Origin of the sequence: Bradyrhizobium tropiciagri, assembly GCF_001189845.1 — a bacterium.
In the GTDB taxonomy this organism is placed as follows: domain Bacteria; phylum Pseudomonadota; class Alphaproteobacteria; order Rhizobiales; family Xanthobacteraceae; genus Bradyrhizobium; species Bradyrhizobium tropiciagri.
The window spans coordinates 31713-56213 of the sequence record NZ_LFLZ01000052.1 but is presented as its reverse complement, the minus strand read 5'-3'; the positions used below and the strand labels follow the sequence as shown (position 1 = coordinate 56213).

General features: G+C 65.1%; 22 protein-coding genes. 13 read left to right on the top strand and 9 right to left on the bottom strand.

What is annotated here, in order from left to right:
* Positions 1 to 28 precede the first annotated feature (28 nt).
* Positions 29 to 1693, top strand: a complete 1665-nt coding sequence (locus AKN84_RS31545) for an aminotransferase class III-fold pyridoxal phosphate-dependent enzyme (RefSeq protein ID WP_050424382.1) — start codon at positions 29 to 31, stop codon at positions 1691 to 1693.
* A gap of 275 nt (positions 1694 to 1968) precedes the next feature.
* Here the strand turns inward: AKN84_RS31545 and AKN84_RS31540 are convergent, their stop codons facing one another.
* The 3 genes from AKN84_RS31540 to AKN84_RS31530 form a co-directional block, all read right to left on the bottom strand.
* Entirely contained in the window at positions 1969 to 2586 is a 618-nt protein-coding gene (locus tag AKN84_RS31540) for a hypothetical protein (protein ID WP_050424381.1), read from the bottom strand.
* A gap of 253 nt (positions 2587 to 2839) precedes the next feature.
* A complete protein-coding gene (locus tag AKN84_RS31535; RefSeq protein ID WP_050424380.1) occupies positions 2840 to 3529 on the bottom strand; it encodes a class I SAM-dependent methyltransferase in 690 nt (229 codons plus the stop codon).
* Positions 3530 to 3562: 33 nt separating this feature from the next.
* On the bottom strand, positions 3563 to 4618 hold the full coding sequence (locus AKN84_RS31530) for a glycosyltransferase family 4 protein (protein ID WP_050424379.1): 1056 nt from the start codon (positions 4616 to 4618) through the stop codon (positions 3563 to 3565).
* Positions 4619 to 4756: 138 nt separating this feature from the next.
* On the opposite strand from AKN84_RS31530, the gene AKN84_RS31525 reads away from it, so the two are divergent.
* Complete coding sequence (locus AKN84_RS31525; RefSeq protein ID WP_050424378.1) at positions 4757 to 6139, top strand: TAXI family TRAP transporter solute-binding subunit; 1383 nt, start codon at positions 4757 to 4759, stop codon at positions 6137 to 6139.
* 113 nt (positions 6140 to 6252) lie between these two features.
* Positions 6253 to 7035, top strand: coding sequence for a sulfite exporter TauE/SafE family protein (locus AKN84_RS31520; protein WP_050424393.1), 783 nt, complete (start codon positions 6253 to 6255; stop codon positions 7033 to 7035).
* A gap of 25 nt (positions 7036 to 7060) precedes the next feature.
* Here the strand turns inward: AKN84_RS31520 and AKN84_RS31515 are convergent, their stop codons facing one another.
* The gene (locus AKN84_RS31515; protein WP_244485614.1) at positions 7061 to 8281 is read right to left on the bottom strand and encodes an acyltransferase family protein; all 1221 of its coding nucleotides are present in this window, start codon (positions 8279 to 8281) and stop codon (positions 7061 to 7063) included.
* Positions 8282 to 8529: 248 nt separating this feature from the next.
* Here AKN84_RS31515 and AKN84_RS31510 point away from each other — a divergent pair, with 248 nt between their 5' ends.
* The 3 genes from AKN84_RS31510 (at position 8530) to AKN84_RS31500 (ending at position 12549) form a co-directional block, all read left to right on the top strand.
* Positions 8530 to 9219 (top strand): L,D-transpeptidase, encoded by a 690-nt coding sequence (locus AKN84_RS31510; RefSeq protein WP_050424377.1) that lies wholly within the window; start codon positions 8530 to 8532, stop codon positions 9217 to 9219.
* Between the two features lie 209 nt (positions 9220 to 9428).
* The gene (locus AKN84_RS31505) at positions 9429 to 10997 is read left to right on the top strand and encodes a DUF4403 family protein (protein ID WP_050424376.1); all 1569 of its coding nucleotides are present in this window, start codon (positions 9429 to 9431) and stop codon (positions 10995 to 10997) included.
* A gap of 337 nt (positions 10998 to 11334) precedes the next feature.
* A complete protein-coding gene (locus AKN84_RS31500; RefSeq protein WP_050424375.1) occupies positions 11335 to 12549 on the top strand; it encodes an ABC transporter substrate-binding protein in 1215 nt (404 codons plus the stop codon).
* A gap of 118 nt (positions 12550 to 12667) precedes the next feature.
* Here the strand turns inward: AKN84_RS31500 and AKN84_RS48215 are convergent, their stop codons facing one another.
* Both AKN84_RS48215 and AKN84_RS31495 read right to left on the bottom strand, forming a co-directional pair.
* Positions 12668 to 12820 (bottom strand): hypothetical protein, encoded by a 153-nt coding sequence (locus AKN84_RS48215; protein WP_167351889.1) that lies wholly within the window; start codon positions 12818 to 12820, stop codon positions 12668 to 12670.
* Between the two features lie 124 nt (positions 12821 to 12944).
* Positions 12945 to 13232, bottom strand: coding sequence for a hypothetical protein (locus AKN84_RS31495; RefSeq protein WP_050424374.1), 288 nt, complete (start codon positions 13230 to 13232; stop codon positions 12945 to 12947).
* A gap of 391 nt (positions 13233 to 13623) precedes the next feature.
* Between AKN84_RS31495 and AKN84_RS31490 the strand changes: the two genes are divergently transcribed.
* From AKN84_RS31490 to AKN84_RS31475, 4 genes are all read left to right on the top strand, one after another.
* Complete coding sequence (locus AKN84_RS31490; RefSeq protein ID WP_050424373.1) at positions 13624 to 14685, top strand: HlyD family secretion protein; 1062 nt, start codon at positions 13624 to 13626, stop codon at positions 14683 to 14685.
* Entirely contained in the window at positions 14682 to 17012 is a 2331-nt protein-coding gene (locus tag AKN84_RS31485) for an ABC transporter permease (protein ID WP_050424372.1), read from the top strand. The genes AKN84_RS31490 and AKN84_RS31485 overlap by 4 nt, the downstream gene beginning before the upstream one ends.
* Positions 16999 to 17970 carry an HlyD family secretion protein gene (locus AKN84_RS31480; RefSeq protein ID WP_050424371.1) on the top strand — a complete coding sequence of 324 codons (972 nt, stop codon included), beginning with the start codon at positions 16999 to 17001 and terminating at the stop codon, positions 17968 to 17970. The genes AKN84_RS31485 and AKN84_RS31480 overlap by 14 nt, the downstream gene beginning before the upstream one ends.
* Before the next feature lie 126 nt (positions 17971 to 18096).
* Positions 18097 to 19494 carry a glycerophosphodiester phosphodiesterase family protein gene (locus AKN84_RS31475; protein WP_244485612.1) on the top strand — a complete coding sequence of 466 codons (1398 nt, stop codon included), beginning with the start codon at positions 18097 to 18099 and terminating at the stop codon, positions 19492 to 19494.
* Positions 19495 to 19583: 89 nt separating this feature from the next.
* On the opposite strand, the gene AKN84_RS31470 is transcribed toward AKN84_RS31475, so the two are convergent.
* Entirely contained in the window at positions 19584 to 20135 is a 552-nt protein-coding gene (locus tag AKN84_RS31470) for a PRC-barrel domain-containing protein (protein ID WP_050424369.1), read from the bottom strand.
* Positions 20136 to 20452: 317 nt separating this feature from the next.
* Positions 20453 to 20830 (bottom strand): PRC-barrel domain-containing protein, encoded by a 378-nt coding sequence (locus AKN84_RS31465; protein WP_021079972.1) that lies wholly within the window; start codon positions 20828 to 20830, stop codon positions 20453 to 20455.
* 279 nt (positions 20831 to 21109) lie between these two features.
* Between AKN84_RS31465 and AKN84_RS31460 the strand changes: the two genes are divergently transcribed.
* Complete coding sequence (locus AKN84_RS31460; protein WP_021079973.1) at positions 21110 to 21847, top strand: response regulator; 738 nt, start codon at positions 21110 to 21112, stop codon at positions 21845 to 21847.
* Positions 21848 to 21849: 2 nt separating this feature from the next.
* Positions 21850 to 23205, top strand: coding sequence for an ATP-binding protein (locus AKN84_RS31455; protein WP_050424368.1), 1356 nt, complete (start codon positions 21850 to 21852; stop codon positions 23203 to 23205).
* Between the two features lie 165 nt (positions 23206 to 23370).
* On the opposite strand, the gene AKN84_RS31450 is transcribed toward AKN84_RS31455, so the two are convergent.
* Entirely contained in the window at positions 23371 to 23565 is a 195-nt protein-coding gene (locus AKN84_RS31450) for a hypothetical protein (protein ID WP_050424367.1), read from the bottom strand.
* A gap of 381 nt (positions 23566 to 23946) precedes the next feature.
* Here AKN84_RS31450 and AKN84_RS31445 point away from each other — a divergent pair, with 381 nt between their 5' ends.
* Positions 23947 to 24474 carry a lytic transglycosylase domain-containing protein gene (locus tag AKN84_RS31445; RefSeq protein WP_050424391.1) on the top strand — a complete coding sequence of 176 codons (528 nt, stop codon included), beginning with the start codon at positions 23947 to 23949 and terminating at the stop codon, positions 24472 to 24474.
* The last annotated feature ends 27 nt before the right edge of the window (positions 24475 to 24501 follow it).

The following is a 24501-nucleotide window of genomic DNA, read 5'->3' as shown; positions in this document are numbered from 1 at the left end:
GTTAGGTGCTGAGGCTAGCGCTTCTGTCATGGAAACATCCCTTCCGATTCTCTCGCTGTCCGCCGCCGCACTTGCCGGCGCCGCCGCAGCTTTCCCCAAAATTCAGGCCCGCATCGCGCTGTCGCGCGCCAAGCACCGCTCGCTGACCGGACATTCCAAGATGTCCAAGATGGTGGCGCGCATGGTGCCGCACTACGAATTCGACATCGACCAGTTCTTCTGCTCCGACGGAGCGCCGAAGGACATCGCGATGCAGCGCCAGGACGGTTTCTTCCGCCTCGCCGGCATCTACCAGGATCGCTATCCCAAGGGCCGCGCGCTGACCGCCGAGGTGACGGAGCGGATCTCCGATCTGCAGTTCACCGAAAGCTATCGCGTGCCGTTCCAGTACAGCCGCCTGGTGCGCGAGCATCTCGGCACCTCGGCCTTCGTCGAGGCCTCCCGCGGCGTCACCGTCACCGACCTCGACGGCAATGTCTCCTACGACTTGACCGGCTCCTACGGCGTCAACATCTTCGGCAACGACTTCTACAAGGAGTGCATCGCCGAGGGTGAGAAGCGCGCCCATGCGCTGGGTCCGGTGCTCGGCCCCTACCACCCGATCATTGCCGACAACGTGAAGCGGCTCTGCGAGATCTCCGGTCTCGACGAGGTCTCGTTCCACATGTCCGGCACCGAGGCGGTGATGCAGGCGGTGCGGCTCGCGCGCTACCACACCAAGCGCACGCACCTCGTGCGCTTCGCCGGCGCCTATCACGGCTGGTGGGGCGAGGTGCAGCCCGGCGTCGGCAATCCGGTGTCGCCGCACGAGACCTACACGCTCGCCGACATGTCGGAGAAGACCCTGCACGTGCTGCGCACCCGCAAGGACATCGCCTGCGTGCTGGTCAATCCGCTGCAGGCGCTGCATCCGAACGGCAACGCGCCCGGCGATTCCGCCCTGGTCGATTCGTCGCGCTCCTCCCGGTACGACCGCGCCGCCTACACCGAATGGCTGAACAAGCTGCGCGAGGTCTGCACCGAGCGCGGCATCGTCCTGATCTTCGACGAGGTGTTCGTCGGCTTCCGCCTCGCCGCCGGCGGCGCCCAGGAATATTTCGGCGTCAAGGCCGACATGGCGACCTACGGCAAGAGCCTTGCCGGCGGGCTTCCGGTCGGCGTGGTGTGCGGTCGCAAGGACCTGATGCGGCGCTTCCGCGACGACCGTCCGGCCGATATCTGCTTCGCCCGCGGCACCTTCAACTCGCACCCTTACGTGATGACGGCGATGGACGAGTTCCTGAGCCGGCTCGCCAGCCCGAACTTCCGCTCGATCTACAACGGGCTGGACGAGACCTGGAACGGCCGCGCCAAGTCGCTCAACGACCGGCTCGAAGCGCAAGGCTTGCCGGTTCGCGTCGGCAACATCTCGTCGATCTGGACCGTCTATTACACCGAGCCGTCCCGCTACAACTGGATGCTGCAATACTACCTGCGCGCCGAGGGGCTGGCGCTGAGCTGGGTCGGCACCGGCCGCCTGATCTTCAGCCTGAACTACACCGACGCGGATTTCGCGGAGGTCAGCGACCGCTTCGTCGCGGCTTGCGACAAGATGAAGCGCGACGGCTGGTGGTGGCACAAGGAAGGCCTCACCAACAAGAACATCAAGCGGCAGATCCTGAAAGAGATGGTCGCCGTGAGGTTTGGGCGCTGACGGCTGGCCCTGCTCTCTCCCCCCCTCGCCCCGCTCTTGCGGGGAAAGGGTTGCGGTGAGGGGCTGCATCCACAAGATATATGACAGACGGACTCGCGGTGAGCCCCCCTCACCCGGATCGCTAACGCGATCCGACCTCTCCCCGCAAGCGGGGCGAGGTGAAGTGGTCGTGCGGTCGAAGCGGCTCAACGAGAGGGTATCCGACATGGCCTAAGAACGGTGATGCCCGGGACAAGCCCGGGCATGACGCAGTTGGAAGACGCTGGGAGCAACGATCAGGCGTGCTTGACGTGCTTCTCGAGGCCCGGATCGATCAGCTCGCCCTTCATCAGGAACAGCGGCGCCTTGTGATAGAGCTTCAGGTCGTGGAACGGGTCGGTGATGATCTTGGTCATCCAGACGAGGCCGGTTTCGACGTCGCGGATGAAGAACAGATGGAAGGTGCGGAACAAGAGGCCGCCGACGCCGACCGCGAGCCAGATCTTAGCCACCTGGCGGGTGAAGTCGCCCATCGTGACCCAGGGCTTGAACAGGCCGAACAGGGTCGGATCGAAGTACAGCACCATCGGCGACAGCGCCCAGATCGCCATCAGAACGACCTTGCGCTGCAGATTGTAGCCGACCTTGATGTCTTCCTTGTGCTCGTGGGTCGCCTGGTTGACGTGGTCATACCCCTTCGGCTCGAAGAAGAAGTGACCGGCCTGGCGCGAGGTCATCGAGACCAGCCAGCCGACCAGCGCCGACACGACCGGATCGAAGAACAGCATCACATAGGCGAACAGGAAGCTCAGCGCGCTGACGAAGTGCAGGCTCTGGTTGATCCGGCTGTGATGGTAGAAGCGATGGTCATCCCAGCGCTGGGTACGCAGCTCTTGCAGAAAATTCTTGATCATTGGTTCCCCCAACATCTTTCGGGACAGGATCTACAGGGATTCGATGTATCGCGTGTGACATCATCATAATGACATATGACAATGCGGAGCGACACCTTGACGCGACTGGAGAAGGGTCTCGCCTCATCCCGGAGATTTGCGGGGCTGAGGCAGAGGAGATCGTAGCCTCCCGGTTTGCGGCGCGCCGTGCGCCACCTCACCCGGGAGGACCGGCGGACTGGGCCGCCTCAGGCCGCCTCTTCAGGCTGCCTCTTCAGGCCGCCTTGGCGACATCCGCCTTGCGGAAGCGGACCAGCGAGAAATGGCCGAGCGGCGGGATCAGGCGGCGCTCGGCGAGCTCCATGCCCCGCGCGCCGGAGAGCCACTTGGTGTAGCGCGACCAGGCGAATTCGGCGGTCCGGAACCCGAGCGGGCGCACCACCGGCTGCAGCTTCTGCTCGATGAAGCGGCGGACGCCGGCATCGGCGCTGACCCGGGTCAGGATGATCAATTCGCCGCCCGGACGCACCACGCGGGCGAATTCATCGAGGGCTGCTTCCGGGTTCGGCACCGCCGAGAGCACGTACTGCGCCATCACCACGTCGAACGAATTGTCGGGGAATTCGAGCTTCTCGGCGTCCATCACCGCAAGCCCCTCGACATTCTTCAGGCCCTGCTCGGTGACGCGCTTCTTGGCCTTCTCGAGCATCGCCTCGGAAATGTCGGTGCCGAAGATGCGCACATTCTGGCTATAGAGCGGCAGCGAGATGCCGGTGCCGACGCCGACCTCGAGCACCCGGCCGCCGATCTTGTTGGTGGCCTGGATCGCAGCCTGCCGGCCCTTGCTGAACACGCCGCCAAACACGAGGTCGTAGATCGGCGCCCAACGATCATAGGCCTGCTCGACCGTTTCGCGGTCGAAGTCCAGGGAACGGTCGGCACCCAGCTTGATGATTTCAGCCATAGATAGTCTCTCGTCTTTCGTTCGATTGAGCTGTTAATTCGGAACCGCACTGCGGCCGGCGACGCGGCGGGCGGGCCGCGGCGCGCGGCTCGGCTGCAACGTGGCCAGATTGCCGATGAACTGACGCGCACTGTTTTCCCAGGAACGCTCCAACGCGAAATTGCGGCAATCGGCACGCGACATGTTCAGCGCGCGCAGGCAGGCGCTGCGCAGATCGTTGTCGATCGCGCCGATCGGATGATCCGCGATGACGTCCTTCGGGCCGGTGACCGGGAACGCCGCGACGGGCGTGCCGCAGGCCAGCGCCTCAAGCTGCACGACGCCGAAGGTGTCGGTCAGGCTCGGGAACACGAAGACGTCGGCGGCGGCGAGGTGCGAGGTCAAATCCTGGCCCTTCTTCTCGCCAAGGAAAATCGCGTCGGGATATTTCTGTTCCAGCGCCGCCCGTTGCGGGCCGTCGCCGACCACCACCTTGGAGCCCGGCAGGTCGAGCGACAGGAAGGCGTCGAGATTCTTCTCCACCGCGACGCGACCCATCGTCATGAAGATCGGCCGCGGCAGGTCGAGCACGGCCGGCTGATCCGGATTGAAGATCTTGGTGTCGACGCCGCGGGTCCAGAAGCCGAGCCTGCGGAAGCCGCGCTCGGCAAGCTCTGTGCGCAGCGAGTCGGTCGCGACCATCGTCATCGATCCAGCCGCATGGAAGTGGCGCAGCACGGCGTAGCCGACGCTGTCGGGAATGCCGGTGCGGACCGAAACATATTCCGGGAAGCGCGTCGTATAGGACGTGGTGAAGGCGAGCTTGTTGCGCTGGCAATAGCCGCGCACCGCCCAGCCGATCGGTCCTTCGGTCGCGATGTGGATCGCCTCGGGCGCGGCCTCCTCGATCCGGCGCGCGATCTCGCGGCGGTTCGGCAGCGCCATCCGCAGCCCCGGATAGGTCGGCACGCCGACCGAACGGAAACCGTCGGGGGTGAGGAATTCGATCTCGGCGCCAAGCGTCTCGGCGCTGCGCGCGAGCGACGTCAGCGTCCGAACCACGCCATTGACTTGCGGATGCCAGGCATCGGTCGCAACGAGTATGCGCATCGCAGGAAACCCAAATCGTTAATCTTGATTCTGCTCGCATGACGTTCTGACATGGATGTTTCAAACGTATGACGTCATCGAAATGTTAGGTTGATTTTCAGGGCAAACCGCCGGTTTTTCGTGTAACGTGACAATCAGATGTCAGAGCAGAGTGAAAATTCGGGCACCACGCGCCGCAGGCTCAGAAGGCGAAACTCGTCACTCCTGATACTTGCGGTCGGCATCTTTGTGTTTGGCGCTGCCGCCGGCACGCTGTTCTATGCGCTGCGTCCGGTGACGCTAACGATTGCCGTCGGCCCGATCGGCAGCGACGACGTCAGGCTCATCCAGGGCTTCGCTCAGGCGTTTGCGCACGACGGAAGTTCGGTGCGATTGAAGCCGGTCCCGACGCAGGGCGCCGCCGAGAGCATCGCGCTGTTCACGGCCAACAAGGTCGATCTCGCCGTGGTGCGCGGCGATCTCAGTCTGCCGGCAAGCGCCGAGTCGGTTGCGATCCTGCGCAAGAACGTCGTCGTGCTATGGACCCCCTCGGGCGGCAAGGGCAAGCACCGCTCCGCCAAGATCAAGAGCATCGACGATCTCGCCGGCCACAAGGTCGGCGTGGTCGGCAGCACCCCGGCCAATGTCACGCTGCTGCGCGTGATCCTGACCGAGTCCGGCGTCAATCCCGACAAGGTCGCGGTCAGCCAGTTCGCCGTCAACAAGGTCGCCGACCTCGCGCGCGATCCTTCGCTCGACGCCTACATGACCGTCGGCCCGCTCGACAGCAAGGTGACGGCGGAAGCGATCGCGGCGACGGCTGCTGCGCGCGGCGAGCCGAAATTCATTCCCATCGAGGTCTCGGAGGCGATCGCGCAGAAGCATCCGCTCTACGAATCGGAAGAGATCGCCGGCAGCATCTTCTCCTCGTCGCCGGCACGCCCCGAAGACAAGGTCGAGACCGTCAGCGTCAATCACCTGATCATCGCGCAGCACAGCTTGCACGAGGCGACCGTCGGCGGGCTGGACCGGCAATTGTTCACGCAGCGCTTCCAGGTCGCGCGCGACCTGCCGGCGGCAGCCAAGATCGAGAAGCCGGACACCGACAAGGACGCCGCATTGCCGGCGCATCAGGGCGCTGCCGCCTATATCGACGGCACCGAGCGCACCTTCCTCGAAAAATACTCCGACTACATCTGGGGCGGCATCCTGCTGATCTCCGGCATCGGTTCGGCCGGCGCCTGGCTCCGCCACCACATAAAACGCGACGAGCGCGAGCAATACATCACCCACCGCGACAATCTGCTGACCCTGATCTCGCGGGTACGCAGCGCCGAGACGCCGGAGCAGCTCGCGGCGATGCAGAGCGATGCCGACGCATTGCTGCGCGAGGCGCTCGATTGCTACGACGACGGCGCGATCGAGGAAGGCGACCTGTCGGTGATCGGGCTGACGCTCGAGCAATTCCATCATGCCGTCTCCGACCGCCGTGCCGTGATCAACGGCGATCGGCCGGGCCTGCCGAGGATGCGCACCGGCTAGCGCGTACACGCCGATTGCACCGAGAGCAATGTGCACCGAGAGCAATGTTTGGATTGCGCGTGGATGCGCGCCTGGCCATGTATGAGTACGGCCACAACGCTCCGCACAACACCATGATCACGTCCATCATCGCCGACCTGCCCACGCCATTCGTGCTCGCGGTGGCGCTCGCCGGCGTCTTCCTGATCGCCTTCATGAAAGGCGCGTTCGGCGGCGGCTTCGCCATCGTCGGCATCCCGCTGCTCTCGCTGGCGATGGACCCGATCGCGGCCGGCGCGCTGCTCGCGCCGCTATTCGTCGTGATGGACATCACGGCGCTGCGGTTCTGGCGTCCCAATACATGGTCGCGGGCCGACCTCGCGATGCTGCTGCCCGCGCTCGTCGTCGGCATCGGCCTTGGTTATTTCGTGCTGCGCGATCTCGACCGGCATGCGGTCGAGATCGTGATGGGCGTGGTGACGCTGGTATTCGCCGCGCTGTGGTTCATCGGCGGCGGCGAGATCAAGCCGCGTCCGCGCTCGACGATCAAGGCCACGTTCGCCGGTCTCTCCTCCGGCGTCACCACGATGGTCGCGCATTCCGGCGGGCCGCCGCTTGCGATCTATCTGCTGCCGCTCGGCATGTCGAAGGCGCTTTACGCCGGCACCACCAGCCTGTTCTTTACGGTCGGCAACCTGCTGAAGGCAGGTCCCTGGCTCGTGCTCGCCACGCCGTCGCGGAGCCTGTGGATGCTGATGGCGCTGTGCGTGCCGGCCGTGCCGGTCGGCGTCTGGGCCGGCTGGCGGCTGCACGAACGGCTCGACCAGCGCGCGCTGTACCGCGCCTGCTACGCCATTCTCGTCGTCACCGCGGCCAAGCTGCTGTGGGACGGACTGGCCGGATACATTCACCTCTGAGTGCCGCCGGCGTTGTGGCTTCCCGTCAGGAAGATCGCGCGCTCCGGCTGCCGCTCACACTGACCGCAAGCGGCCCGATCCCCTCGAGCGGTTTGGCCTTCTCGTCCGGCTCGAGCCGCTTGCGCGCCACGAAGGAGAAATGGCGGCGCAGCTTCAGGACCGGCTTCTCGATGCAGTGCCAGGAGAACGCCGCGAACGCCGTGATCAGCACCAGGGCGACGGCGAACTGGACAATCAGCGCCGCATTGGGCAGCCAGACTTTCACCACCTGCTGCATCGGAAAGCCATAGAGATAGATGCCGTAGGAGTAGTCGCCCTTCGAAAACAGCGGCAGCCGCGGCAGATTGGAGACGCCGAGAAACACGGTGATATAGATCAGCGCCGGCGCGATGATGGCATTGAGGACGGGCTGGGTCATCCAGGCTGCCGGCCCAAGCAGTGCGGCGCCGAGGCAGAGCGCACAGCAGGCGGCGAGAATCCGCCCGTCATAGGGAATGCGATCGCGGTAGAGGTAGACCACGATTGCGAGCAGACAGGCGACCGGCAGTTTCGCACCGCGTCCGAGAAACAGCGCCGTGCTGAAGATCTTGTCGTACAGCGTGCCCGCAACGCCGGGAGGGAGTTGCGACGGATTGGCGGTATGCCCTGTGATCTGCACAGCAAAGCCGATGCCGACCAGAATGACAACACCAAGCACGATCAGCAGCGGCTTGCGCAGCAGCCCCAACATCATGATGACCGCCATCACAGCGTAGCAGCCGTATTCGAACGGCACGGTCCACAGCGAACTGTTGACCTCCGGCGCGGGATTGCCGTTGAACACGCCCGGCAGCGTGTAATTCACCAGGCCGACGACGTTCGTAAGATATTTCCAGGTGCCGGCGCTGATGAAATAGTCCCAGAGCGGCAGCGTGGTGAAGAGCGGCCCGAGGATCAACGCCGACAGCACGATCTCGACCGCGAGCGCCGGAATGATCCGCAAGCCGCGATTGATCAGGAATTCCTTGACGCTGAGCCGCAGCCCGCTTGCGGCGATCAGAAACCCGCTCAGCGCGAAAAACATCACCAGGATCGCAAATTGCGGAAACCAGAGGATCCACGTCGGATCGGAATCGCCGCGACCGGTGGCAACATAGGGCGTATGCCCTGCGACCACCGCGATCGCGAGCGCAACGCGGAGAAAATCGAACCCGGGACCAAAGCCTTTCTGCCGATCCAGCATGCTCCCGATCGAAGGCGCTGGCATGATTTCCACTCCATTCCGAACCACGCCTTCGGACAGCAAGGGCCGTGCCAGGAAAAATGTCTTGGGACGGGACACCTCCCGGCAACCCGCCCTTAACCGTTCGACGAAACACGGACGAAACAAACCCCTAACGGCACGAAACCATTTTGGCGATTTCGTGCAAACGTCCTGAAACGCCTCACCTGTACTGGTTTGACCCAACGACGCGCCGGAACTGGCGCGCAGGGCGCAAACAACAGGGGTCGACAATGTTCAATTCCATCAAGCTGAACGCACGTCTCGCTGCCGCCGCCTTCGGTGCGCTGGCGATTGGCACCGTTGCCTTTTCGAATTCCGCCGCGGCCGCTCCGCTGCCGATCTTCCCGTTCATCCTGACGCCGCCGACCGAGGCCGTGCAGCCGCCAGTGCAGTCGATGCCGCAAGCGCAGGAGGAAGACCGATCCGTCGAATTGCCCGCCCGCCTGCGCCGTCAGGTCGTCGCCTATCCGACCCGCGAGGCGCCCGGCACCATCATCATCGACACCCCGCACACCTATCTCTACCTGGTGCTCGGAGGCGGCCAGGCGATGCGCTACGGCATCGGCGTCGGCCGCGACGGCTTCACCTGGTCGGGCACCCAGACCATCACCAAGAAGGCGGAATGGCCGGATTGGACACCGCCGCCGGAAATGATCGCCCGCCAGCCCTATCTGCCGCGCCACATGGCCGGCGGCCCCGGCAACCCGCTCGGCGCCCGCGCCATGTATCTCGGCGGCACCGTGTACCGCATCCACGGCACCAACGCGCCTGAGACGATCGGCACCCACGTCTCGTCCGGCTGCCTGCGGCTCACCAATCAGGACGTCACCGACCTGTATTCGCGGGTCAGCGTCGGCACCAAGGTAATCGTGCTGCCGATGACCGACCGCCGCGCCGATCTCGGCTCGGCCGTCCGCTAAACCCGACACATTCAGACATCGACAACGGCTCCGGCATCATGCCGGGGCCGTCGTCGCGTTCACAATCGTTAACGTCCGGATCGTTAACGTCTGGGTGATCGCGGGCGGGCGGCGGCCTTCCGCCCCTGAAGCAGCTTGATCCCGCCACACTGGCGCCCTCGTCGAGGGGCCTGTACAACCCGTCAAGTTGATTTTCATCCGGGGGGACGATGCGTCTACCGATGCATCCAAGAACAATCGCGCTCGGGCTCACGGTGTTGCTGGTCTCGTTCGCGATCAGCCTCAAGGCCATGGACTGGCTCGCGCCGAGCGTCACCGTGCAGACGCCGCCGCTGGTGCAACTGCCGCCGCTGCCGCAGGCGCCGCGCTCCTCGACGGTCGTGGCGCAGGTCTCGGTCGCGCTGTCGGCGATCCGCGATGCCGCCGAACGCGGCGCGCCGAAGACCTTCGGCGGCAAGGCCGACAACCCGGTCCAGCAAATCCTGCAAAATGCCGACATCGGCTGGACCGCGTCGCGCGGGCCGATCGCCGCCACCGGCGCGCAGGACGTGCTGACGCTGACGACCCCGATCAACGGCACGCTCAAGGTCACCGGCTCGCTGTCGGATAAGGCGACCGGCGCCGTCACCAACGCGCTCGGCAACCTGCTCGGCGGCAATGTCGCCAAGCAGATCGGCGCCGTGAACATCAAGAACATCAACGCCAATGCCGACATCAAGGGCAGCGTCACGCTGACCGCGCGGCCAAAGCTCGGTGCGTCCTGGCGGATCGAGCCGAACCTGCAGGCGCAGGTCAATCTCGGCGACACCGGCCTGTCGGCCGCCGGCGTGCGCATCAGCGTACCGGCCCAGGTCAAGCCTGTCATCGACAAGGCGGTCGCCGACCAGATCTCGGTGGTCGAGGCGCGGTTGCACAACGACCCGGTGTTCCAGAACACCGCCCGCACGCAATGGACCAAGGCCTGCCGCTCGATCCCGCTGCAGGGCACCGGCGGCACCGCGTCGATGCCGCCGATGTGGCTCGAGCTGCGGCCGACCCGCGCGATCGCCGCGCAGCCGAAGGTCGATGCGTCCTCGCTGATCCTGACCATGGGGATCGAGGCCGAGACGCGGATCACGGAGACGCAGACCACGCCGAACTGCCCGTTCCCCGACAAGCTCTCGATCGTGCCGCCGATGCCGAGCCAGGTCTCGGTCGGCTTGCCGGTCGACATGTCCTTCACCACGCTGACGCAACTCGTCGAGGCGCAGCTCAAGGGCAAGACCTTCCCCGAGGACGGCTCCGGCCCGGTCGACGTCACCGTCAAGAGCGCGAGCATCGCCGCCTCCGGCGACCGGCTTCTGATCTCGCTTCTGGTGCACGCCAAGGAGAAGAAGAGCTTCTTCGGCCTCGGCGCCGAGGCGACGGTGCATATCTGGGGCCGGCCGCGGCTCGACCAGGCGGCGCAGACGCTGCGGCTCGCCGACGTCGAGCTGGCGGTCGAGTCCGAGGCCGCGTTCGGTCTGCTCGGCGCCGCCGCGCGCGCGGCGATCCCGCACATGCAGCAGGCGCTCGCCGACCGGCTGGTGGTCGACCTCAAGCCATTCGCGAGCAACGCGCAGCGCAAGATCGCCGCCGCCATCGCCGACCTGCAGAAGAACGAGGAAGGCATCCGGGTCGACGCCGACGTCAACAGCATCCGCCTTGCCGGCATCGCGTTCGATTCGAAGACGCTCCGGGTGGTCGTGGAAACCGACGGCACCATCAAGGCCGCCGTCACCGCGCTACCGGCGCTGTAGCTAGATTGTCACGCGAGTAGATTGGATGGCAGCCGCGACAGCGGTTGAACCCCCTCTCCCGCTTGCGCGTGAGGGTTGGGGCGGGGGCTCTCTCCACGAGTCATATTGTGGAGATACCCCCCACCCGGCGCTACGCGCCGACCTCCCCCGCAAGCGGGAGAGGTGCACTACAGCGGTCGCTCGACCCAGCTCATCCAACATCGTTCCGCGTCCCTCGCCGATCCCGGCGTTCCATCCGCCGCATGCCCAAAAAGTCGTCTTTGCGACAGGTTGCCGCACCGGATAGAAGGTGCCCCGTGGAAGCAATCTTCGACGAAAAATCAGGGAGAGAAACACGATGAAATCGCTCTTGGCCGCAGCGGCGGCCAGCCTCGCGCTTGCGGCCTCCGGCACCGCGGCCAACGCCCAGATCTCCGACGACGTCGTCAAGCTCGGCGTGCTCACCGACATGTCGAGCCTCTATGCGGACGCCACCGGCAAGGGCTCGGTCGCCGCGGTCGAGATGGCGGTCGCCGATTACGGCGGCAAGGTGAAGGGCAAGCCGATCCAGGTCGTCGTGGCCGATCATCAGAACAAGCCCGACGTCGGCGTCAGCATCGCGCGCAACTGGTACGACAACGACAAGGTCGATGCGATCCTCGACGTGCCGACCTCGTCGGTCGCGCTGCCGATCTCGGCGCTGACCCGCGAGAAGAACAAGATCCACATCAATTCCGGCGGCGGCTCCTCCGACATCACCGGCACCGCCTGCTCGCCCAACACCGTGCACTGGACCTACGACACCTACGCGCTGTCGAACGTCGCGGGCAAGGCGATGGTCAAGCGCGGCGAGGACACCTGGTTCTTCGTCACCGCCGACTACGCGTTCGGCATGGCGCTGGAGCGCGACGCCGCCAATGTCGTCAAGGAGACCGGCGGCAAGGTGCTGGGCGACGTGCGCCATCCGCTCAACTCGTCGGACTTCTCGTCCTTCCTGCTGCAGGCGCAGGCCTCCAAGGCCAAGGTCGTGGCGCTGGCCAATGCCGGCGGTGACACCACCACCGCGCTGAAGCAGGCCGCCGAGTTCGGCCTCGCCCAGGGCGGCCAGAAGCTGATCGCGCTGTTGATGGAAATCACCGACACCCATGCGCTGGGCCTGAAGGCGACGCAGGGCCTGATCGTCACCGATGCCTTCTACTGGGACATGAACGACGAGACCCGCGCCTTCTCGAAGCGCTTCAACGAGAAGGTCGGCCACATGCCGACCATGATCCAGGCCGGTCTCTATTCGGCGACCATGCATTACTTGAAGGCGATCGAGGCGATCGGTACCGACGAGGCGCCGAAGGTGATGGAGCAGATGCGCAAGACCCCGATCAACGACTTCTTCGCCAAGAACGGCCATATCCGGATCGACGGCCGCATGGTGCACGACATGTATCTGTTCGAGACCAAGAAGCCCGAGGAATCCAAGAATGAGTGGGATCTCTACAAGCTGATCGCCACCGTGCCCGGCGACGAAGCCTTCCGCCCGCTCGACAAGGGCGGCTGCCCGCTGGTGAAGTCGAACTGACGACGCGCCGCTGCGGGCGATCGGATGACTGCGAACAAGAAAACGCGCCCGGCCACACCGGGCGCGTTTTTCTTTGTGCAACAGGCTTCGATCACCGCCTCGTCAGCCGCGATCGCGTTTAGTCGCCGCTCGCGCCCGGGATCATCCAGGTCGAATAGGTCTGCCAGACGCCATCGCCGAGATTGCGTTGATAGGCGATGAAATCGGCGTGGTCGCCGTGTACGAGCTCAAAGCGATAGAACCTTGAGAGGTCGTCGATCTGCTTGGTCATGGAACGTCTCCGTCATAAGGGAAAGTCCTGTATTTCGACGTAGTCGGCGCGCGCCCAACGTCAATAGAATGACGCCAATCATTCAATCACAGGCGCGCGATCCGCATCCGATTGGGCGGCTGCTTCAGCGCCCGGCACGATGCGAACTTTGGCGCGGCAGGCGAACGATACCGATGCCGCTCTGCTCCGCCTGAAGCCTCTGCAGCACCGCCGGCGGCTCCAGCACGAGTTTGGCCGCGGGTGTCGGCGCGCCGTTGTTGAGCACGTCGCGATACGGATAGAGCGCCTGGAAGGCGGCCGGCTCGGAGATCGCGGCCTGGGCCGAGGCCGCCGTCGCAGTGATGGCCGACAGCGCCGCAGCGAGCGCGATGGTCTTGAACGTCCTGGCGAGGTGGGAAATCCTGGTGGTCATGGTAACGCTCCCGCGATTTACATCGCACACGATTAATTCGCTCGCGCTTGATAAAGGCAGGGCGCGGCCGACCTTCAAGTATCCCGATTTAATCGGATGCGATTTATTCGAGCGCGGGGCTTCAAATATCCGTGTGATCCACGCGGCTATGCAGGGGGAGCAAGGCCGGTCTGTTGTCGTCGCACGCAAACACAAAAGTCGCCGCATCGGGCGCTGGTGATCACAACAGCAGCTCGATGCGAAACATCAGCGCGACGTGGTCGGCAACACCGGTGCGTGTGCGAACCGGTCAGATCGGAGCAAAATCGGACAAGCTGCCGAGGTTGGCAGGATTTAACATCCACGCCATAGTGAACGACTATCGTTGTCGTGAGCCAATGTGGGGTCAGCCATGGACGTGTCACCTTCCGGTAGCGAGACCCAAGGCACGTCGGGGCCGCCGCCGGCCGAGCCCCAGGCGAATGCGCGCTCGGCAACGCGGACACCGGCCATCATTGTCGGCGTCGTTGCCGCCGTCATCATCGCGCTGTCCGTCTATTATCTGCTGCGGCCCGAGCCGCTGCTGGTGCAGGGCGAGGTCGATGCGACGCGGCTCGACATCGCCGCGCGCGTCGACGGTCGCGTCAAGGACATCCCGGTCGGGCGCGGACAGAACGTGACCGCGGGCGCCGTCCTGGTGCAGATCGACAACCCGGAGACGCTTGCCAAGCAGGACCAGACGCGGGCTGCAAAGGCCGTCGCCGATGCGCAGCTCGCCAACGTGCTGGTCGGAACGCGGGTCGAGACCATTGCCGCGCGCAAGGCGGAGATGGAGCGCGCCGAGGCGGCGCAGGTGCTGGCCCAGAAGACCTTCGATCGCGCCAAAACATTGACCGAGCAAGGCAACGCGCCGCAGGCCCGCCTCGACCAGACCACCGACGCATTGCACGAGGCCGAGCGCGGGCTCGATCAGGCGAAGTCGGCCTATGAGCAGGCGGTCAACGGCTATACCAAGGAAGAGCGCGCGATCGCGAAGGCCAATGTCGAGAAGGCCGAAGCCGACATCCAGAGTGTCCAATCGGTGATCGATCAGCTCGCGGTCTACGCGCCGGTCGGCGCGCAGGTCTATCAGCGCAACGTCGAGCCGGGCGAATATGTCTCGCCGGGCGTGCCGCTGGTGACGCTGATCAATCTGGACGATCTGTGGATCCACTTCGATCTGCGCGAGGATCTGGTCAAGGGCCTGAAGGTCGGCGACAAGTTCGACGTCCGCATTCCCGCGCTCGCCGACCGTCACGTCACGGTCGAGGTCAAGCTGATCGCGACCAAGGGTGAATATGCGAGCTGGCGGGCGACCCGCGCCACCGGCGATTTCGACCTGCGGACCTTCTCGATCCGTGCCTATCCGGTCCAGCCGGTGCCCGAGCTGCGGCCGGGCATGAGTGCCTATCTCGACTGGAAATCGCGCCAATGAGGCTGGCCTCAAAGCCCGGATTCTGGCGGGTCGCGCAGCGCGAGTGCCGCTGGCTGCTCGGCGACCGCGTCGCGCTGCTGCTGATCTTCGGCGTGCCGCTGTTTGCCTTCGTGGTGCTCACGACGGTGTTCAGCCAACCGGTGATCCGTGGCCTCGGCGTCACCATCGTCGACGCCGACAAGTCGGATGCCTCGCGCGCGCTGACGCAGCTCGTGGCGGCGTCGCCGAACCTGAAAATCGTCGACGACTCTGGATCGCTGTCGACCGCCGTGCACGACATCCGCTCCGGCAAGGCGATTTCGGCGATCTTCATCCCGCCGAATTTCGAGCGCGACCTGAAGGCCGATCGCCGCCCGCAGGTCGTGGGCTTCTACAACCAGCAATTCCTGACCGCCGCCGGCATCGCGTCCTCGGGGCTCAGCGATTCCCTGACCGCCGGGGCGAACGCGGCCGCGCCCGCCAGGCGCGCAGCGCCCGGCCCGGCTTCGATGGGAACGCTGAGCGCGGAGACCATCGCGCTGGTCAATCCGCAGAAGAACTACGCGCAATTCCTGCTGCGCGCGCTGCTGCCGACCATCATCCATGTCGTGATCACGCTCGCCGCGGGTTATTCGGTCGGCTCCGAATTCCGCCGCCGCAACGCAAGGGAGTGGCTCGCAAGCGCCGGCGGCGATCCGGTCGCAGCCCTGGCCGGCAAGCTCGCACCGCTGTTCTGCATCTTCGTCGTGATCATGCTGGCGGTGACGCTCGCGCTGGAGGGCGTGCTGCAAATCCCCTTCAAGGGCGACTTGCTGCTGATGATCGCCGCCGGCTCGCTCCTGATCATCGCCTATCTGTCGATCGGCGCGCTGTTGCAGCTTCTGGTCGGCGACCTCGCAACGGGGCTCGGACTTGCCGGCCTGATCGCCTCCCCTGCCTTCGGCTATGCGGGTGTCGGCTTTCCGACCATCGGCATGAACACGTTTGCGCAGGTCTGGAGCGCGATCCTGCCGCTGCGCTGGTACATGGCGGTGCTGATGGGACAGGCGGCGCGCGGCTTGCCGATCTCGGAGTCAGCCATTCCCTTTGCGGCGCTCGCGGGCCTCGCATTGCTGTTCGCCGGCCTCGCATGGCTGCGCATGGCGAGCCTCACCCGCAGGGCCTGGTTCGAGACGGCGGGGCCCTCTGACGAGCTGGCGGGTGAGCCGACACCGCCCGGCGTCGGCGGTGCCTTCATCGCGGAGTGGCGGCGCGTGCTCGGAACCCGCAGCGCCTTCACCCTGCTGTTCCTGGCCCCCCTGATTTATGGCATCTATTATCCGCAGCCCTATCTGAACCAGATCCTCCGCAAGCTGCCCATCGCGATCGTCGACGATGATCTGAGCGAACTGTCGCGCCAGATCGTCGAGACGATCGATGCCAGCGGAACGTTGAGCGTGACGGTTCGCGCCCGCACGCTTGCCGAGGCGCGCACCGCGATCGATCGCGGCGACGCGCTGGCCGCGATCCAGATCCCGCCCGGCACCGAGCGCGACGTGCTCAAGGGCATCACCGCCCACATCCCGGTCTACGCCGACGCCACCTACCTGTTCGTGTTCAGATCGACCGCGAGCAGCGTGGCGACCGCGATCGGCACGCTGACGTCGGAGCTGGCTTCGCGGGGTAGCCGTTCCGAGGGAAGTCTTGCCAAGGCAAGGCTGGCGAGCCTCAGCCCGGGCAACGTTTTGCTGCAGCCGATCTTCAATCCGGTCGGCGGCTATGCGAGCTACATCGTCCCGGCGGCCTTCATCCTGATCCTGCAGCAGACGCTCCTGATCGGAGCGGCGATGCTGACCCGCGCTGCGCTGGCAGGCTCCAGCGGCGCATTGTCGGGCGTGTTCGGACGCGGCATCGCCCATCTGACGATCTATCTGCCGACGCTCGCGCTCTATCTGATCGTGCTGCCGCGCGTCTATGGTTTTTCCGCGCTCGGGCATTTGCCGCAACTGTTCGCGCTCGCTTCGGTCTTCATCCTGGCGACGAGCTTCCTCGGACAGGCGATCGGCGCCTGGTTCACGCGGCCGGAGAACCCCACCATCCTGCTGCTGGCGACCAGCCTGCCGCAATTCTTCACCGCCGGCTTCGCTTGGCCGCGCGAGGCCATTCCCGACGCGGCCAAGGCACTTGGGCGGCTGTTCCCGGCCGACTCCGCGATCGACGGCCTGGTGCGCATCAACCAGCTCGGCGCAAGCATTTGGGAGGTCGGGCACGACTGGCTCTGGCTGTGGTGTCTTGCGCTCGGCTATTTCGCGCTTGCCGTGATCTCCGCGCGGCTGTTCAAGGGAGGACAGCAACATGTCCAACGCTAGGCGCGTCGCCGTCATCATCATCCCGCTGGTGCTCGTCGCCGGCGCGCTGATCTACGCCGAAACCCGTGCGACAACGGCCCCCGCGATCGTCGGCGTCGTGCGGTCGACCGAGGTCAGGATCGAGCCGGAAGTGAACGGCCAGCTGGTGTCGATCGCGGTCGCAAAAGGCGCCCAGGTGCGCGCCGGCGATGTGCTCGCCAGGCTTTCCGCCGTCGAACTGACCGCGCAGGCCGACCAGGCGCGCGCTGCCCTCGCCGCCGCGGTCGCGAACCGCAACAACGTCTACGCCGGCGTGCGCCGCGAGCAGGTCGACTCCCTCAAGGCGGCCATCTCCAAGGCCAATTCGCGCCTCGAATATGTCGAGACCCAACTCAAGCGGATCAGCACGCTGGCGGGGCAGAATTTCGAAACCCAGCAGGCGCTCGACCAGGCCGAGAACGACGTTGCCAGCGGGCGCGCCGGCGTGGCGGCGGCCCAGGCCAATTACGATGCCGCGGTGGCCGGGCCGACCAAGGAGGAGCGCGCCATCGCCGACGCACAGGTGCAGGCCGCCGCGGCCGCGGTCGCGGTGCTGGAGCGCCGTCTCGACAAGATGGTGCTGCGCGCGCCGGCCGACGGCGTGGTCAGCGTGATCGCTGCGGAGGTCGGCGAGAACGTTCGCGCGGGTCAGCCGATCATGGCGATCGCGGCGGCCGGCAAGCAATGGCTGTCGTTCAACGTGCGCGAGGACCATCTCAACGGTCTTGCGATCGGAAACACCGTGAACGTGACTCGAAGCGCCGCGAATGGCGCGACCAAGGCCCTCGTCACCGAGTTGCGGCCGCTCGGGATGTTCGCCACCTGGCAGGCCGAGCGCGTGATCGGCGATCACGACCGCAATACGCTGCGGCTGCGCCTCGATCCCGCGGGCGCTGCGGAAGGTCTCGAACCCGGCATGGGCGTCCGGATCGAGCGTTGATACGCGGTGCCCGGCAGTCATCCGCCTGTCAGGAGATTGAGACTAAGAAGGCAGCCGGGCCGGCCTTATCCGGCTCTGCCCTTCTGGCATTCGATCTCATACTGCACAAAAGATGGAGCGTTGACCGTGAAGCAGATTCGTTCACGACGGAAAGTACATGTTGGAGCGATGCTGCTCGGTGCGGCGGCCTTGGCGGTGCTGCTGCCGTCGATGGCATCGGCCCAGACCGGCGCGGCGCCATCGGGCGCCAAGCCGTTCCTGACCGTTGACGGAAAGCTGCCGCTGGTCATCGGGCATCGCGGCGTGCCGGGCCTCGTCCCCGAGGAGACCGAAGCATCCTATGAGCTGGCCGCCGACCTCGGAACGGACTCGCTCGAAGAGGACCTGCACCTGACCAAGGATTGCGTGCTGGTGGCGCGGCACAATCCATGGCTCGGCGACAACACCAATGTCGCCGAGGTGGCGAAGACCAACACCGAGGTTGCGGCCCGCAAGCGCACGGCGCCGGGCGTTCCCGTCAAGGTGAAATGGCCGCAAACCCCCACCAGCGGACCGGCCGAATATCCGACCGATCTGATTGATCCGGCCGACCCGAAATCGGTGCTGAAAGCGCTGATCGTCGACGGCGACGACCACACCAATGACTGGTCGATCACCGATTTCACCATGGCCGAGCTGAGGCAGTGGATCGCCGGCACCACCTATGATGCGGCCAACGAACGGCCAAAACTGTTCAACGGCAAATTCCCGATCATCAGCTTCCAGGACATCATCGACATCGCCAAGGCCAAGAGCAAGACGACGGGTCGTTCGATCTCGGTCTATCCGGAAACCAAGAATCCGACCTGGAACAATGCCCAGGCGATCGCCAATGGTTGCGGTGCGCCCGGCAGCCACCCGCTCGAGGATGCCTTGATCAAGATCATCAAGGAGAACGGCCTCAATTCAAAGGACGCGCCGATCATCGTGCAGAGCTTCGAACCCGGCAGCCTGAAATACATGCGCAGCCATGGGCTGGAGACGCGGCAGGTCCAGTTGATCGACGGTAACGGCGTCGACTTCAAGACCGGCAAGGTGCTGCTCAACAACATCGCCAATTCCCGTCCCTACGACTGGACGGTTGCGGGCGACAGCCGCACTTTCGATGCGATGCTGACGCCCGAAGGCCTCGCGGAGATCAAGACCTATGCCGACGGCATCGGTCCGTGGAAGGCCTATATCGTGCCGTACAAGATATCGCCCTGGAAGGACGCTGGCGCCGACGGCAAGCCCTACAAGGGATCGACCGCGGAGGCCTCGACGCAGGACGCGACCAGCGTGATTACCGACGCGCACAAGCTCGGCCTGTTCGTGCATGTCTTCACGTTCCGCAACGAGAAGAAATACCTGGCGGCCGACTATCGCAACGATCCGAGCCTCGAATATCTGAAGTTCTTCCGTCTCGGCGTCGACGGGGTGTTCACGGATTTCACCCACACCGGCGTTGCCGCCCGCGCGGCCTATCTGCGCGAACTCGGCTGGTGACGCCGGCAACTGAGCACAGGCTTCTGGCACAACAAGACGCGCCCGGCATCACCGGGCGCGTTTGTCTCTTTCACGTGATGCGATCCGCGTTACTCGGTCGAGTATTTGAACTCTGGCATCGCCTTCAGCTCATCCTTGGTCGCGTTGAACACCGCGTGATCCGGGTACCAGGGATTGGGCTTTGAAGCCGCCGCCGCGGGCGCTGCGGGCGCCGCGCCCGTGGTCGTCGTCTTGCTGGTGCTGCTGGCGCCGGCGCCGGTGTTCGCGGCGCCGGTATAGGCGATCGGCTCGTCGACGAACTTCACCTTGTCGAGCGGCACGGCGACCAGATGCTCGCCGACGCCAAGGAAGCCGCCGACACCGATGACGACCGCCTTGATGGTGCCGCCCTTCTCCATCAGCAGATCATTGATCGAGCCGACGCTCTCGTTCTTGTCGTTGTACACGCTCAGGCCGACGACCTTCGACGCGCGCCAGTCGCCCTTGAACTCGGTTGGCGACGTGGCCGACGTCGATGCCGCAGGAGCCGGCGACGCCGCGGGAGCCATTTTGTCGCTCTTGTCGGCGGGCGCCTGCGCAAACGCGACGGTCGCAAGCAGCGCGGAGCCGGCGACGCCGGCAAGGAAGGATTTGATCAACATTGTTGCGCTCTCCTCAGTTGCAAAATCGATGCATGGAGAACCCGTCATCTCCGCAACCGTTCCTAACGGAACTGCGGTCAAACGCCGCCGGTCTGTGGCGGCGCCGAACATGCGATGCAGCAGGCCGTGCGCGTGGATCGTCGCCTCTCAAGTAAGCCGCGGTTGAGCCTCACGACTGCGCCGGACGCGCAGTCCCCGATGTGACGATGTTTGGTTCACTAAGTCGTCCCGGCGAACCGCGCTGCGCAAGCGGACACGCGCCCGCGCAGCCGCATCATCGATCGACATGCGTCGATCATGCGCACACCTGACCGCGCTCAGAAGCCGCCCCAATAAGGCGGCACGCCGTAGAAGCGATGCAGCTCGACTTCCTGCGAGCGATCGCCCCAATCGAAATCCTTGTCGGCGCGGAACGATGGCGCGCGCTTCAGCTCATCATCCTCGATGTCGAGCTCATAGGCTTCGAACTTCGGGTTGTAGTGCAGCCGGCCCCACGGCAGCGGAATCAGATTGGTTCCGATCCCGAGAAAGCCCCCGAAGCTCAGCACCGCGTACGACACCTTGCCCGAGATCTTGTCGATCATCAGCCGCTCGATATGGCCGATCATGTCGCCATTGGCCCGGCGTACCGCCGTCCCCTCGACGCGATCGCTTGCAATGAGCTGATGCGGCCTTGTCCTGACCTCGACCGCCATCTCACCCTCCCTGACCTGAAAGGGAGACAACGCCTCGCCGGGGGAACGGGTTCCGGCCCCGGATACGACAGCCACCTTTCCCTTTCCCGGGCCGGCACGGCGGCGGAGCCGGGCCCGGGAGAGATCCACCCGCATTTCAACGCATTAGGCCTGATGACGGAACGATAACTTTTCTCCCCACCGCCGACCTGTTAACTCGTTCTGCCGGGCAAGATTTCAGACATGCACTGAAACAAAATTCCTGAGCCGCTTTCCCCGAATCACGGACAAAAGATCGGTATGACCCAGGCTGCGCCCAATATCCTCGTCGTCGAGGACGACCGCGAAACGCGATCCCTCATCGCAAAATATCTCCGCACCAATTCCTGTCATGTCACGACCGCCTCCGACGGTCGCGAAATGGCCAAGGCCATGACCGACCACCGCGTCGATCTGCTGGTGCTCGACGTCATGCTGCCCGGCGAGGACGGCCTCAGCCTGTGCCGCAAGGTGCGCGCTGAGTCGCAGACGCCGATCATCATGCTGACCGCGCGCGGCGAGGACGTCGACCGCATCCTCGGCCTCGAGATGGGCGCCGACGACTATCTCGCCAAGCCATTCAACCCGCGCGAGCTGCTGGCCCGGATCAATGCCGTGCTGCGCCGGCAGGCCGCCGCGCGCAACGCCAGCGCGATCGAGGGGGCGACCACGCTGACCTTCCTCGGCTGGCGCATCGACATCCGCCTGCGCGAGCTGCGCAATCCCGAAGGCGCGCGCGTCGCCATGACCAGCGCCGAGTTCGACCTGCTGCGCACCTTCTGCGAACGGCCCGGCCGCGTGCTGTCGCGCGACAGCCTGCTCGACCTGACGCAGGGCCGCAGCGCCGGCTCGTTCGAGCGCTCGATCGACGTGCTGGTCAGCCGCATCCGTCGCAAGATCGAGCCCGATCCGCAGGAAGCCACCATGATCAAGACGGTGCGTTCCGGCGGCTATGTGTTCACGCCGAGGGTGGAGGCGGTTGCCGCCACGAGCAACTGATCATGAAGCTGCTGCGCGTGCTGAGTCTGCGGGGGATCGGCGCCCAGATGGCGGCGCTGGTCGTCGTCTCGATCGTCGCGCTGCACCTGATCATCACCGCCACCTTCCTGATCCATCGCCCCGATAGGCCGGAGGCGTCCGATCGCTGGCACACCCAGCTCGCCGCCGCAGCGCAATTGCTCGGGCATGCTCCGGCATCGGAGCGGCCGCGGCTGCAGGCCGATATCGTCAGAGCCTTCCCGCAGCTTGCGATCGGCGACTTCACGTCCGATGCCGGCGGGCTCACCGAGACCGACCCGCCGAGCCTGCATGCGCTGCGCCGTCTCGGCGCCGGCTATCATGTCTACTCCCTGCCCCGCGAGGCGGGCAGCAAACCGAATGACAACGAGATCCGCCGCGTCGCGATCCGCTTGCCGGACGGCGCCATGTTCGCCGCCAACCTGATGCCGGATCAGCACATGCGGCCGTTCTGGGGCGGGCCCTGGATGATGACGGTGCTATTCGCCGTCATCAGCGTCACCCTGCTCGGCCTGTGGGCGGCCTGGGCGTTGACCGCGCCGCTGTCGTCCTTCGTCAAGGCCGCCGAGACGTTCAGCCTGAACGGCGCCGCCGCGCCGCTGCCCGAGCGCGGCCCCGAGGAGATCCGCTCGCTGGCCAAGGCGCTGAACCGGATGCGCGAGCGCATCACGGCGTTGATCGACGACCGCACCAAGATGCTGGCCGCCATCAGCCACGACCTGCGCACGCCGATCACGCGGATGCGGCTGCGCGCCGAGTTCATCGAAGACGAGACCCATCGCCACCGCATGCTGCGCGACCTCGACCAGATGCGCTCAATGCTGGAATCGGTGCTGTCGTTCCTGCGCAACGACCGCAAGCTCGAGGAGATGACGCTGGTCGACATCGCGAGCACGCTGCACCTCGTCACCGACCAGTTCGCCGACATGGGACACAAGGTCAGCTACGAGGGTCCGCAGCACGCGATGGCGACCGCGCGGCCGGCCGACCTGCATCGCAGCATCACCAATCTGGTGGACAATGCCGTGCGCTTCGGCGGCGAAGTCGCCGTCCGCCTCGACGTCAAGCCGGATCTCCTCGTCATCGACATCGAGGACGACGGCCCCGGCATTTCGGATGCGCATAAGGCGAGCGTGCTGGAGCCATTCGTGCGCGGCGACCAGGCGCGCAACATGGACGAGGCCGAAGGCTTCGGCCTCGGCCTGTCGATCGCCAACGCCATCGTGCTCGCGCATGGCGGCACGCTGTCGCTGCACGATCGCAAGCCGCACGGGCTCGTGGTCCGGATCGAATTGCCGGCGCGGCAGCAAATGCAGTTGCCACGGAAGTCCGCGGCCTGATCAGGCTGACCTGATGCGATGCGGAGACTTTAGAGGCTGTGAGCCTATCAGCCTCGTCATTGCGAGGAGCGATAGCGACGAAGCAATCCATCGCTGCACTTGTGGCGCTATGGATTGCTTCGCTTCGCTCGCAATGACGGAACAGATAGACGGTTTCACAGCCTCTCAGGCGGCGAGCGGCGTGAGCTGCGCCGTGTCGTAGATCGCGATCGCCTCGAAGCGGTAATCGCAGGCGCGGCAATGCCACAGGAACGACGTGCGCCCCTCGCTGTGCTCCACCCAATCGGGGCGGGCAATCGGCTTGCCGCATTGCGCGCAGGGATTTTCGCGAGGCATATAGCCTGTGTCCTGACGGACCATGGCGCATCTCCCGAGTGATGTTGTTTTTTGCGTGCTTTGGACTGGACAGATGTGCTGACTGAACGCGCCCACCCTGTCGTGAGATGAAGTGTAAACCTTCGCTCCCTCGTTTGCACGAAAAACTGTGATGGATCGCGTGCGGCAAAATCGATCGAGAAAATTAGCGGCCAAAATTTAGCCGATGACAATTTTCAGTCGAGACGATTGATGCGAACAATTTGAAGCATGCGTGTTGCGATCGCATGCTCCGGTCACCTGCATCCGGACAATCACGGACGCACAACGTTCGCTGATGCGAAGGTTTTGCCACATTCCTGCCCGCTCGCCGTACCAATGAGACCGCAGAACCGACGCGCGTTTGATCACCCCGAGCAATCCGAGATGAAGACCCTTCAGACCCTTAGCTGCCTTGCCGTCGCGATCGCGGCGCTGGCATTCTGCGGCAGCGCAAGCGCACAATCGCGCGCGCAATATGAGGCGATGGTGGCGGCCGAGGCCCAGGCTAATCTGGTGCCGGTGGAGCTGGTGCATCGCGTCATCGTGCGCGAGAGCAAGTACCATCCGCAGCTGATCGGGCGCGGCGGCACCATCGGGCTGATGCAGATCAAGCTCGGCACTGCGCGCGGGCTCGGCTACACCGGTACCGCCGAGGGTCTGCGCGACCCCGGCACCAACCTCAAATACGGCGTGAAGTACCTCGCCGGCGCCTATCGCGCCGCCAATGGCGATCACGACCGAGCCGTGCGTTATTTCGCAGGCGGGTATTACTACGTCGCAAAGCGGCAGCGCGGCGGTCACCTCAAGGAGGCGACGCATGGCGGCGCAGGTGCACCGCCGAAGGAGCTCGCCAAGCAGGACCAGATGCCGGCCGATGGCGCCGAGCCGCAGCCGGAACAGGCTTCCAAATAGGTGCGTCGCGTTCCCGACCTTGGCATA